This is a genomic window from Bradyrhizobium sp., assembly GCF_004799405.1.
Taxonomy (GTDB): Bacteria; Pseudomonadota; Alphaproteobacteria; order Rhizobiales; family Xanthobacteraceae; genus Bradyrhizobium.
In genome coordinates, this window is the sequence record NZ_SSMW01000061.1 from 1 (window position 1) to 11,484 (window position 11,484).

Consider the following 11,484-nt stretch of genomic DNA (forward strand, 5'->3'; position numbering starts at 1 on the left):
CAAAGTGGCTCGTCAGCTAAACGAACGACCACGTGAGACCTTGCAATTTGAAACCCCAGCAGAGAGATTTAACGCCTGTGTTGCGTCGACCGGTTGAGCCGGCAGGAGTAGAGCGGACTCTCTGCGGACGGCTCCCCACTTCCGCTTTTGATGCTGTGGACGGCTCCTCCACCGGCACATCGGTGCCATGGATGTGGGGGCTGTTAAGGCTCCCACGATTCGGAGGAGAGAGCCATGCAGACGATAACGACAATCGGTTTAGATATCGCCAAGTCGGTTTTCCAGCTTCACGGCGTTGATGCTAGCGGCCAAGTGATTGTTCGTCGGCAATTGAAGCGGCGTTCTGTCCTGGCTTTCTTTCAGAAGCTGCCACCATGCTTGGTTGGCATAGAGGCTTGCGCCTCGGCGCACCACTGGTCACGCGAGCTCCAAGCACTTGGTCACACCGTCCGGCTGATGCCGCCGGCCTACGTTAAGCCATACGTTAAGCGGTAGAAGAACGATGTGACTGATGCAGAGGCCATTTGCGAGGCGGTCACCCGGGCCAACATGCGGTTCGTGCCGACCAAGACTTCCGAGCAGCAAAGCGGCCTGGTGTTACAACGCACGCGCCATCTGTTCATCCGTCAGCAGACCTCGGTGATCAATGCGATCCGGGCTCATCTTGCCGAGTTCGGGATCGTTGCGCCGGTCGGGCGTCACGGCGTCGAGGAACTGCTCACTGTCGTCGCCGATTCGAACGACAGGCGGGTTCCAGAGATAGCTCGTGCGTGTCTCTCGGCACTCGGGGCTCAACTGCGAAGGATGAAGGAGCAGATCCTGGAGTTCGACCGGCTAATCAGGGCCTGGCACCGATCCAACGAGATGAGCATGAGGCTCGAAGAAGCCCCCGGCGTCGGTCCGGTGCTGGCCACTGCTTTGGTCGCTGCCGTTGCTGATCCAAAGTCCTTCCGATCAGGACGCAACTTCTCGGCCTGGATCGGAATGGTGCCGAAACAGCACTCCAGTGGAGGCAAGAACAGGCTCGGCAATATAAGCAAGCAAGGTGACCGCTACTTGCGTGGCCTGTTCGTGGCCGGTGCGCTCGCTGTCATCCGTTACGCCAAGATCCATGGCACCAAACATCGGCCCTGGCTCACGGCCTTGCTGGCGCGGCGGCCGACCAAGGTTGCGGCCATTGCGCTCGCCAACAAGATCGCGCGAACGGTCTGGGCCATGATGGCCAGAGGCGAGCGATACAAGGAACCCGTCGCGCTTGCGCGGTAAACGGATCGCGCCGGACAACCGGCGTGATGTGAAGGTTGGGAGGGCGAACAGCACGTAATGCAGAGCCGGTCGATCCGGTGATCAGGACAACCCACTTGGGTCGAAGCATTGTCGAATGCGAGCTTTTGATAGGGACCTGATCCGCGGAGGGCATTTTGGCCAGCGGTCATGTGAACCGCATCAAAAGGCCGAACACATGGCTGCACCGACCAATGCTGCAAAACGTGAAAAAAACTCTTGCCAACCCGGAGCCGTCCACACATGACCCAGACCGGAAGTCAGAAAGACCGTTAAGGTTGGCGTTTTGCCGGGTTATTTTCGGCAGGTGTGACCCAACTGCAACGTTCTGCGAAGCCATATGGGTATAGATAAGTCACGAGTGTCAGCGCGCGTTGTCGCCTGCAGCCTTTCCAATACGGATTTGAGAGTGAAAAAATTAGCACTCGCTCTAACGGCCCTAGCGGCATTCAGCGGTTCTGCGGTGGCCGCCGATTTGCCGGCGCGAACCTATACCAAGGCTCCCGTCATCGCCGATTCCGGCTACAACTGGACTGGCTTTTATGTCGGCGGCGATGTCGGTGGAGCATGGACCAGCAATACTGGGACGTTTAGTCCGCTCCCGTCACCGATCGATTTTGGTATTTTCGGCATTTCCGCGAGCAATGGCGGCAGCGGTATTATCGGCGGCTTTCACGCTGGCTATAATTGGCAATTTACGCCGACTTGGATCGCGGGGATCGAAGGCGATTGGTCGCGGAGCAAAGCGCGCGGCTCTTTCTCGCAGGTCATGAGCTTTGATCCTCCACCGGGAATTCTTGCAAACAGCTTCGTGAATATGAGTTCGACCTTGGATTGGCTGGCATCGATCCGTGGCCGTCTTGGTTATCTCGTCATGCCAAACCTCTTGGCCTACGGTACAGGCGGCGCCGCATGGGGCAAATTCGACTACGCTGCGAATGACTCTAATGGCTTCAGCGGCGGAGCTAGCTATACAACAAGCGCGGCCGTTTCCAGCACACAGTCGGGTTACGTAGTAGGGGGTGGTCTCGAATGGGCGATCACAAACAATTGGCTGCTAAGAGGCGAGTATCTTTACTATCGGCTCAATAGCGCGCCGAATGTCGTCGCGCAAAGTGCAAACCTCACGTTCCAAAGTTCCCCGTCGGGCTATTCATGGAGCAGTACCAATGTCAGTGTGGCTCGGGCAGGCTTGAGCTATAAGTTCTAAACTCTTGCAACGACAGTAGGTAAGAGAAGCCCCGGTTTGAACGGGGCTTTTTGTTGAGGTCGGTTATCGATTTTCCAATGTCGCTTGTTGGCACTTAACGGACATCGCCGTCGTATCGGTGAATGTCTGCTTTCGGGGGAATAGCGGAAGTCGCACTTCGGGGCCGTGAGGTCCGCTTTTGACCCGGAACAGACATCGCGTGGCGAAAGTCGGTAAGACACTTTCGCCCCTTCCATAACGCCGGTACTATGCCTCGACTTGAGTGTGGGCGGCTGGCATGAGACGGCGCGATTTTGTCAACCTTCTTGGCGGCACGGCGGTCGGGTGGCCGCTCGCAGCGCCGGCGCAGCAGCCCCGACCGAAATCGGCTCGGCTAACCTGTCCAAAGCCCTGTGCGAGCAGATTTCGTTATCACTGAGCAAAATTATATCGCCTTAGGCTTTCCAGCCACCTTTTACGCGGAGTTGTGGATGCATTTTCTGACCGAGCAACATCTTGTCGCTGCAAAGCTGGTTCGGGAGAACGCAGCCAAGCGAACCGGCGCCGAACGCGACTTATTTATTGGGAAGTCGAATAGCTTCATCGTCTGCGCGCGTCTTGCGGCTCAAGCTAGAGGCGGCATCTGTCTTGACGATTTCGACTGGACATCGCTCACCCCAGATTGGGGCAAGATAGACGAACAAATGCGAAGGCTTGCGCTGGCGCATATTGCCAGCCCGTCCCTTGTTCCGGATCTGTGATCGCCGAGCAACCAAAACACCGGACGCAAGGTGTACCCGGCGTTGCTTGGGGTGTATCGGTTCGACTACATGTTCGGCGCCATCGCCAAGAAACCGTAGACGACGTGCGCAGTTTATAGCTGCTCGGCCTTAGCTTGAACCGTAATTCGATAACTCAGTAAGGTCGTTTGATTCCCGACCCCAACTTCGATCTGCACCGAGTCCGTGCCAACGAAATCTTTGTTCGGTGTGTAGATCAAGGCGGTCGTTGGGACCTTTCGAGCGGGACATTTACCCGAGGCGGCAACGTCTGTGGCTATAATCAGCATTTGAATGATGCCGTTTGCAGGCTTCTCGCGAATCACGGGCACCGCGATCGGGCCTGGATTGGCGCTACAGTCGGGTCGCGCATTCAAGAAATTGACGACGACCACCGACGTGCCACTTTTTGTTTTCAGCTCCTTTGGGCTTTGAGCGAAAGCATGCATGCCGCATAGCGCGAGGCCGGTCACGGCAAACAAAGCAGATTTAAAGTGCATTTAGCTTCTACCTTCGCCTCATTTTTCCCAGCGGGGAACTGTCAAATCAGAAGGCCGGAATGGCCGACGAGGTCGCCGGAAAGCCTGTAAATGTTGACGCCTTGAGGTCATAGAGCTTCTTTCCCTTGAGATCGAAGACCTCCGGACCGATTACTCTGGCAACATGGACGCCCTATGTTTCCGTCCACGACTGAGCTCCGCTGCGTTGGCGCCGCGCGGCTTGATTGTAACACCGAGGCGACGTGCGATGGTTAGAACAGTCTCGGCTGGCCGTTTGAGTTGATCGGAGATCACTTCCAACGATCTCGATTCCGCAGCGAGCGCTAACAGGCGACGGTCTTCCTTGTAGGACCAGCGTCTCTTCACTTGTTTCTGAGCCATTTCATACTTTCCCTTCGCCTTCAGATTTCAATCCAATCCGTGGGTAAGCGATATGTAGCACAGCAGCCAACCCTTGACGGTTTGAAACGAGTCAGCGCTGTCGCTAGAGAACCTGTATTTGTCTTTAATCTGCGTCGCGAACGCCGCGACCTGTTCGTCCGTTTGTCGCTGCTCCTTCGGAAGCGAACGCCATTCCCGAACAATCTCGTGCCTGGCATTAACTTGGTTCAATTTCCCTTCACTTTCTGCTCTAGGCACAAAATGTAGCGGCCTGCCTGATAGGACGGGTGATGCGACTACATAACCGATTGTGAGGCGGCCGCTTTATTTCGATGCCTGAGCAATCTTGTGCTCCAAATGACCGGTTTCATGATCGCGGCGGAGCTGACTCAGTGACGTTTCGTTCAGTTGAAGAAGAATTTCGCTCAGCTTTTCAGTCGCAGGATAACCGGCGGCAAAACTTTGTCCGTAGATCTTACGCAACGTGCCGATGAGTGCGTTTCCGTGCTTGTGGCTGATTTCGCCGTCGTGGTTGCGGTGGCGATTGTCGAGACTGGCTTTACTCATGCTGCTCTCCATGGTGCCGCGAGATAGCATCCTCTCGCCGGAACCAAATGGCAATCTTGCACCGCAACCGGGAGATCAAAGCCGGGCTATCGGACAATCTAATTGGCGTGCGATTGTGGGATAGGTAACATTGTTTTAGGGGGACCAATTTAATGGCCAAATTCAAGCTCAGAGAAATTGGTGCCGAGGTCGAATGTCCCGCGTGCGAAGGCACTGGATTTCCCAAGGCGAAGCAACCGGTACAGCCCGGTCGCAAAATCTTCCCCGCACGCTGTAAGGAATGCTCTGGTAAGGGTCGGGTAGCTATCGCACCAAAATGACCGGCAACCAATCCAGCACTCAAAGCCGGCGACCGCGTTTGCTGGGGAGCCGCGACAAGCGACCTTGGTACGGTTGTCGGAACGACTTGGAACGAGATTACCATTGATTGGGATGACGGTCACATGGCCTCAATCCAGCACAACGATATGACCAAGATTGAGCGGGTGCCGGAGAACTTGGTGTAAGAGCGTTGGTGGCCCTACCGTAGGTCACCGATCCCGCGCCAGCTTCCGGCGTCCCCAATGATGATCCTTGCGTGACGGGGCAAACACTCGCTCGACGTGGCGATGCAGCGCCCGCATCATGCCGATGCGCGCGAACATCGTTGGACCGTTATGCTCTGCAACCAGGATTAGCGCCTCCGTCGCCGCTTGCCACTCCGGACATTTCTGCTCGGCCTTTGGCAGCTTCATGATGTAGCTGGCGGCGTCCTTGAGCGTGACAAGTTGGCGGCCGCGGAGTAGCGGAATATGGTCCTCGAACGGTCGCTTCCAGCCTTGCGGTTTCTTACGCAAAGAGATCAGCGCCGGCTTGCGTGAACGACACATAGCCGCCGGACGGGGTGTCGCGGTGTGTGACCAGCAGTTTCCGGTTTCTATTTGGAGCCGCTGCCGCGTTGGCCATTTTCAAGACCGCCATTGATCTCTACGATGCAGGCGGCGACCGCCGCCTCCCGCGTCTGGAATTTCATGTTACCGACCACCTTTGGACCGGCCTCTATCTTTGAATAGATTTTCCAGTGCCACCAAGACGGAGGGTTCTCCTCAACGTCAAAATCAACCCCACGATGCTTCATGATAGGCTCCTGCTTTTTGGAAGCATATCACACGCAACGGAAACACTGCCGATCGCGGGTGTTAATAAGTGAGCCTCCACGACGAGGGGCGATACGGCCAGCCTCGCGTTAAAATACAGGATCGCGTTTCGGCGCTTGAGCCGCCATACGCGCCAGCACGATCGCTTCCTCCGCCGCTAACCGAAAATTCCGCGCCTCCTTAAGCGGACGCCTGACATTGGGATCCTCGGAGCTGCTATCGAAAATAATCAGCTTCATGCAATGCGGGCACTGCACCTCATACCCATTGCGGAGGCGCGGCGCCCTCTCGCTGAAAGGCTTGTTGCACTTGGAACACAGGATTTTTATTCGGTCGGTCATAAAATCTTCTCGCTATTTCCAATAAGCGAAGATCACGCCAATCCGCTTTTCCTTGCGCCAGACGATGCGGCAATTCTGACGTTCGTTGCTGCTCGCGATGTTCAACGTGATTTCGTGGGGAATGCCAACCGGACTCGCCACGTCAAGCGCTGCTCCGATCGATGACATGTTGCGAATTGTGCAATCGACGCCGCTACCGTCGAACTCAATCGTTCCGGCCTTAAAGACCCGTTGTCGCTGTGCTGCGCGCCGCTCGTTCATTTCTGCCATTTTGAGCTAAAAGACTAAGGGCCAGATGAAAGAGGCTACCGAAATCAGACAGCATACGAAAACAAATTGGTAACCTTGGTCGATCCCGCTTCAGCTTCCACTTTCCCCAATGCGTGTCTTTGCGGTCCATTGAATCGGAGACTGCGTGATCTGCGTCACGGCGCACTTTCCGCTTTGGAGCAATGTTTTGTTAACTATCTCGCGGCACGCTTAAGCTAGTGAATGCGGCGGAACCGGCGCCGGGCCGGCAGTCGCAAGGGGAAGCCGACGGCGTAACGCCCGCCGGCTTTTCCTTTTTGAATGGGCAAGATGGCTTCGTCGGCTTGGTGACGTGAACCCGACTGCCCCATCTGGACGATGCTGCCCGGTCACAATGTCGATAATCGACTTGGCAAGCTGGTTGGGTCCCTAGGGCGCTTGGGATGCTTGTCGGTCATTGGCAGGACATCCCGGCTGACATGTCACCCCAGAAGCCGCATTCCGTAGCCGGTTCGGCCGGCCTGTTTGGGTGGTGAGGCCCGCGCGCATGAAGATCGTCGCGGAACATCAACAGGATTGCAGCGGCTAAAATTGCTGCCGATAGCAAGATGGGGAGTCTGGTTCGCATGAAGCGAATATGCGCTCCGACCAGGCCCTTTTCCAGCCCGGAAGCCTGCCAAACTTAAACTGACCCCCGACGAAGGCGAGCATCTCGCTCGAGCAACGCGCGCCTGGTCTGTTTCAACTTTATTCCCCGTGGGTACATCCTATCGCAGGATGAATTCCCCACAGCGAGGAATTGTCAAATCAGCAAATCAGGAGGCTGGAAACAGCCGGTCTGTGGCTTTGTCCAGATATTTTTCGGTGCCGCTCATACCCGACAAATGGCCAACCAGGTCGCCGTTCAACTTGTAAATGTTGACGCCCCGGAGGTCGTAAAGCTTTTGGCCCTTACAGTCGAAAATTGCCGGACCAATGACCTCGGCAACACGGACGCCTCTGCTATTGAATATCTTGCCGTCCATGATCGATCTCCCGTGCCGCCGCAAAGGCTGCGCCTGTCGGCAGGCGAAAGCGAGACAAATCGTGTCTGTTGAGGGATCACTATCCCTTCAATGTCCGCTCTGCTGGCTGTCGCTTTGCAGCGCAACTATCTGCGCGCGAAATCTCGCGATCTCACGAAGTGCGTTGTGATGGTCCTGCCCCGGTGGAATCTCGCTAGCGGTTGCTGACAGCTTCACAACCATTTCTTCTAACTCGCGCAGTCGCGCTGCTCTCATTTCTTCACCTTCTCCCGCTCTAGCCGATCTGCTCTGAGGCGCTTGTGATTTTCCTGGAATTCTGGCTCGGCTTGGCTGTCCGATATCGTTTGCCTCGACGTTGTCGGATTTAATGCTCTTCGAGCGGCCTCCTGCGCGACCTGTTGCTCGGCGGAAAGCTTCGGCTTGATCATTTCGTTTTTGCCTTCGGCAGATCAACCCGATGCTCGCGAAACTCTGACGGTCCCTTGGTAAGCCGGTGGCGGCGATGGGCGCGCTCTTCAGGCGGCGCCGAGGCATCGCTCAGCTTTTCGATCGCCTCGGCTGCAAGTTCCTGGGCACGTGAACGTCGCGCAGTTTTTTTGGCCGGCGTGGACGATAGTTTAGCCATATGGCCAAGCTCGAGAGGACGCCCGGAACGCGTTCGTTCTACGCGAACTGGTTTCGTCAACCCAATCTCGACCAGGCGACGGATGGCTTCAGAACGATCCGGCTTCACGTCCTGACGTGCGATCCACGCGTCGACCGACTGCATTTCGTACTCAGTCCACTGTGGGTTTGGGCTGGCAGCCAGCGCTTTTTGTGCCATCCCTTTCGCGACCGCGACGGACGCTGTGATTTTGGACAGTGTGCTCTCTTTCATCGGAGCTCAGCCTTCTTGGCCGCCCTCACGCCTGTGTCTTTCGACAGGATATGCAGGATAGTTTCCATCATGGCCCTTATTGCCTCAGGGCGAGTCAGTGGAGCATCCTGCTTGGCGATCCAGGCGTCGAGCGCGGATAGCTGCGGCGGCTGCAGGCGCACTACTACAGGCACACCTTTCCCCGTAGGGGCGGGTCCCCGGCGTTTCTTTGCGATCACAGTTTGCTTTGCCATAAAACTGTGATATCACATTAGCAAGCCGAGGGGAAGGTATCAACTTCCGCCCCGGCTCTAACCCGACCACGAAGGAGTCGAATCCAAATGGCCAGAGCTAAACGCGTGCTTAGCACGCCACCCATAAACGCGTCTGCAGTTTTTTCGGCCAAAGCGCGCGCCGAAGGTTGACCCCGTCGCCGCACACTCGAGATGGCTGAGGCGATAACAACGAGGGGCGTGGGCTCAGGTCCACAAGCCGAGGGGAAGTGGCGACTTCACCCTCGGCTCTAACTCGAACCAAAGAGGAAGCCGATGGCTCAAGCTGATTCGAAAATACCACGCCGCCGGTGCCAGTCGGACAGAAAGCGAAACCGGCAACGCATCGCCAGCCATGCCGCGAGAAAGCGGGTCGGTGTAACCCCCAGTTAACGGTTGCGGCGCATCGTCGTCATGACCTTCTGGTCAACGAGTGTGGAAAAAAGCCGTCGCTGTTCGTCCCAGCGGCGGCTTTTTTCGCGCTCAGGTCCGGCGCCGGTTCAAATCCGCCGGAGTTTTTCTTTTGGAACCATTTTCGAGAGCGCGGTTTCTAGGAATCCACTACAGCCAGAGTTGCAAATGCCTAATCCTACTTTCCGTCGCTGGACAGCGGACGACATTGTAAAACTGAAGAACTTCGCCCAGACGCAGCGCGGGGAGATCGAGCAAGAGCTTGGCCAGGCTGCGGGTGCAGCGAAACTCGGAGGGACAAATGACTCAGAACGACAACAAGAAGCCGCCCAAGCCCAAGGCTGTCGACCAATCACATAAGCCGGCCGAGCACATTGAAGAAACGGCACGGTTGGCGAGTTCGGTCGAAACAGCCAAAGATCCCGGCAAGGTTCGCCGCACGAAGGACTAACCGCGGGCCCGTCGGGGTCAATGCCCGGTTTCATTCGTCTCGGCTTCAGGTTCCGCTTTCCCCAATGCGCTGGGGCCGTCGTTTTTGGGGGGGCTGGCGTTCCCATTGAGAACGCCAAGGCGACCTCGAAAGAAGCCGCCAACTGAGGCGGCCCATTAAAGCGGGGTCCGGATGAGGGTAATCTCCGAACCCCTAACACCCACCGGAACTGCACCCCCTCGGGTTCGTTCGGCGGACACTAGGTAAATAACTAGTCGATCGAATCGGCGGCCATATTGATCTTGAACAAGTTCCGCCAACTGAGGCGGCCTCGATCCAGCTTCGCGCGTGGCGCGGCTATGAGTAAATATACCAGAACGCCACGGCTGCAATCACAAGCAATCCTATATCCGTACAACTACTCGTCCTCGTTAGCGGAATCTGCTTTTCAACGCGCCCATTGAGCGTCAGACTTCCCCTCGTCGCGTAACTGGGAGGGTATAAAATGCGAATTAAGACCTTGATTGTTTTGGGAGTGACTGCGGTTACTCTGGCGGGCTGCTTTGAGGGGCCGGCCGGACCGCCCGGTCCAGCTGGAAAAGATGGCGCTCCCGGAATTGCGGGGAAAGAAGGACCGCCGGGACCTGCTGGTCCCGCTGGGCCTCCCGGCCCAAAGGGTGACCCGGGAGAGTCCGCTAAGTAAGAACAAAGGGGCCGCCTCAGCTGGCGGCCTCTTTCATTTCATTCGTCATGCGTCGCGGGGAACATTCTGCCCGCGCCAGTTTGGTTCTGGCCCAAAGTTAATATTTTTGTTCTGGCTTTCCTGTGTTGCGAGGCGGACACTGAACTATCACCGCTTGAACCCGTGACGTTTGTCGGTGACGAGAACGCCAGTTGCGCTCCCGCCCTTTCCTCTGACGGAATGGAGCAGCGCCATGCAACGACGCCGTTTCCAAAAGCCCGCCCCGCTAGACCCGCGCTTGATCGAACAGGCACAACGCCTGCGAAAAGAAGCGCGAGGCACACCGCCAGGGATTCAACGCCAGCGGCTTATCCGACAAGCTCGGCAGGCTGAAACAGCCGCTCACATGCAAGAGTGGCTTACATCGCCCGGCCTGCAACCGCCCCGGTGAAAGCGATGTACCAACGCCGAGAGTGTATCGCACAAGCCGATGCTTGCCGTGAGAAAGCGCAATCCGATCCTGCCCGGTACGACTACTGGATCGATGAGGCCGCCATTTGGTTACAACGAGCTATCGAGGCCCGGGAAACGGTAACGCACGAGATTCATGAGGGGCGCATGATTCCGAAGCGGACGCATTAGCCGCGTCCAGTATCGAGCCATGCTCGCGGATGTTGCTAACTGGTGGGGTCCCCAAGGCGCTTGTGATGGCTATTCATCGACGCAAACAACCTTGCCGTTGGTTAGGTTACAAAATTGGATTTTGCCCGTCCATCGGTCGAGCCGTTGAACACCAATTGATGACGAAACGACGTGCCACCGGAAAAGTCCGGCCATCGACACCGCAATAATTAGCGCGGCCACGATAATGGTGATCGGGGAGTGGTTACCCATCCCATCAATATGCGCCGGGAGCCGGCCTTTTTCCAGCCCGTCCGGCCGCCTGCCGTAGGCCAGCCCTTGCGCTGGCGCCGATCGGCGCGGAATCCTAGGCACTTCGGAACCTTTGCGCTCCTCGCCGCTTATCACTGCATCGACGGAACCGGGAAACCGGCAGTCGCGTATTTAGGCCGCACGGAGTAACGCCCGAGCGGCTTTTTTACGTCGCGAAGCTTGTTTGTGCTTTTGAACGAAGTGAGCCAGACCGAGTTAATCGACATGGCAACGAAAACGACCTTCGTCTGCGATTGCTGCTTCCGCGAATCGGACAACAATCTCGGATGGGCGCGCGTCAGCGTAAACGGCGCCAGCGACGGTAAGCAGCTTATGCCGGACGAAAATCGGGACCTGTGCGAGATCTGCTGGAGCCCGGTCCAGACCTTGATGAAGAAAGTTCACGACGAGGCGCGACAGAAGCGGAATTCGGCCGACGCTGAGCCCAG

General features: G+C 56.9%; 13 protein-coding genes and 1 pseudogene. 5 read left to right on the top strand and 9 right to left on the bottom strand.

Annotated features, from left to right (window positions below; translation table 11 throughout):
• Positions 1-234 precede the first annotated feature (234 nt).
• The 3 genes and pseudogenes from E7813_RS09565 to E7813_RS09575 all read left to right on the top strand — a co-directional run bounded on the left by E7813_RS09565 (position 235) and on the right by E7813_RS09575 (position 3,234).
• Positions 235-1,266, top strand: a pseudogene (locus tag E7813_RS09565) (IS110 family transposase).
• Between the two features lie 427 nt (positions 1,267-1,693).
• Complete coding sequence (locus tag E7813_RS09570) at positions 1,694-2,494, top strand: outer membrane beta-barrel protein (RefSeq protein WP_291573173.1); 801 nt, start codon at positions 1,694-1,696, stop codon at positions 2,492-2,494.
• 470 nt (positions 2,495-2,964) lie between these two features.
• Positions 2,965-3,234, top strand: a complete 270-nt coding sequence (locus E7813_RS09575; protein ID WP_291573175.1) for a hypothetical protein — start codon at positions 2,965-2,967, stop codon at positions 3,232-3,234.
• A 113-nt stretch (positions 3,235-3,347) separates the two neighbouring features.
• Here the strand turns inward: E7813_RS09575 and E7813_RS09580 are convergent, their stop codons facing one another.
• The 9 genes from E7813_RS09580 to E7813_RS09620 all read right to left on the bottom strand — a co-directional run bounded on the left by E7813_RS09580 (position 3,348) and on the right by E7813_RS09620 (position 8,328).
• Positions 3,348-3,752: a hypothetical protein gene (locus E7813_RS09580; RefSeq protein WP_291573177.1), complete on the bottom strand. Its 405-nt coding sequence runs from the start codon at positions 3,750-3,752 to the stop codon at positions 3,348-3,350.
• 705 nt (positions 3,753-4,457) lie between these two features.
• The gene (locus E7813_RS09585) at positions 4,458-4,700 is read right to left on the bottom strand and encodes a hypothetical protein (RefSeq protein WP_291573179.1); all 243 of its coding nucleotides are present in this window, start codon (positions 4,698-4,700) and stop codon (positions 4,458-4,460) included.
• A gap of 530 nt (positions 4,701-5,230) precedes the next feature.
• Positions 5,231-5,536, bottom strand: coding sequence for a hypothetical protein (locus E7813_RS09590; protein ID WP_291573181.1), 306 nt, complete (start codon positions 5,534-5,536; stop codon positions 5,231-5,233).
• 80 nt (positions 5,537-5,616) lie between these two features.
• Positions 5,617-5,817 (bottom strand): hypothetical protein, encoded by a 201-nt coding sequence (locus E7813_RS09595; RefSeq protein WP_291573183.1) that lies wholly within the window; start codon positions 5,815-5,817, stop codon positions 5,617-5,619.
• Positions 5,818-5,925: 108 nt separating this feature from the next.
• A complete protein-coding gene (locus E7813_RS09600) occupies positions 5,926-6,075 on the bottom strand; it encodes a hypothetical protein (protein ID WP_291573185.1) in 150 nt (49 codons plus the stop codon).
• A gap of 114 nt (positions 6,076-6,189) precedes the next feature.
• Positions 6,190-6,438 carry a PilZ domain-containing protein gene (locus E7813_RS09605; protein WP_291573187.1) on the bottom strand — a complete coding sequence of 83 codons (249 nt, stop codon included), beginning with the start codon at positions 6,436-6,438 and terminating at the stop codon, positions 6,190-6,192.
• Positions 6,439-7,241: 803 nt separating this feature from the next.
• A complete protein-coding gene (locus E7813_RS09610; RefSeq protein WP_291573190.1) occupies positions 7,242-7,451 on the bottom strand; it encodes a hypothetical protein in 210 nt (69 codons plus the stop codon).
• Positions 7,452-7,702: 251 nt separating this feature from the next.
• Positions 7,703-7,879, bottom strand: a complete 177-nt coding sequence (locus E7813_RS09615) for a hypothetical protein (protein WP_291573192.1) — start codon at positions 7,877-7,879, stop codon at positions 7,703-7,705.
• On the bottom strand, positions 7,876-8,328 hold the full coding sequence (locus E7813_RS09620) for a hypothetical protein (RefSeq protein ID WP_291573194.1): 453 nt from the start codon (positions 8,326-8,328) through the stop codon (positions 7,876-7,878). Before E7813_RS09620 ends, E7813_RS09615 begins: the two co-directional genes overlap by 4 nt.
• A 963-nt stretch (positions 8,329-9,291) precedes the next feature.
• Between E7813_RS09620 and E7813_RS09625 the strand changes: the two genes are divergently transcribed.
• A complete protein-coding gene (locus E7813_RS09625) occupies positions 9,292-9,441 on the top strand; it encodes a hypothetical protein (RefSeq protein WP_291573196.1) in 150 nt (49 codons plus the stop codon).
• Positions 9,442-11,236: 1,795 nt separating this feature from the next.
• Positions 11,237-11,484 (top strand): hypothetical protein (locus E7813_RS09635; RefSeq protein WP_291573199.1); only part of this gene is annotated, 248 nt, incomplete at its 3' end.

Coding starts and splice junctions, on each gene's coding strand:
- E7813_RS09600 (WP_291573185.1), bottom strand. CDS start 6,075: ATGAAGCTGATTATTTTCGATAGCAGCTCCGAGGATCCCAATGTCAGG.
- E7813_RS09605 (WP_291573187.1), bottom strand. CDS start 6,438: ATGAACGAGCGGCGCGCAGCACAGCGACAACGGGTCTTTAAGGCCGGA.
- E7813_RS09625 (WP_291573196.1), top strand. CDS start 9,292: ATGACTCAGAACGACAACAAGAAGCCGCCCAAGCCCAAGGCTGTCGAC.
- E7813_RS09595 (WP_291573183.1), bottom strand. CDS start 5,817: ATGAAGCATCGTGGGGTTGATTTTGACGTTGAGGAGAACCCTCCGTCT.
- E7813_RS09575 (WP_291573175.1), top strand. CDS start 2,965: ATGCATTTTCTGACCGAGCAACATCTTGTCGCTGCAAAGCTGGTTCGG.
- E7813_RS09620 (WP_291573194.1), bottom strand. CDS start 8,328: ATGAAAGAGAGCACACTGTCCAAAATCACAGCGTCCGTCGCGGTCGCG.
- E7813_RS09585 (WP_291573179.1), bottom strand. CDS start 4,700: ATGAGTAAAGCCAGTCTCGACAATCGCCACCGCAACCACGACGGCGAA.
- E7813_RS09610 (WP_291573190.1), bottom strand. CDS start 7,451: ATGGACGGCAAGATATTCAATAGCAGAGGCGTCCGTGTTGCCGAGGTC.
- E7813_RS09615 (WP_291573192.1), bottom strand. CDS start 7,879: ATGATCAAGCCGAAGCTTTCCGCCGAGCAACAGGTCGCGCAGGAGGCC.
- E7813_RS09580 (WP_291573177.1), bottom strand. CDS start 3,752: ATGCACTTTAAATCTGCTTTGTTTGCCGTGACCGGCCTCGCGCTATGC.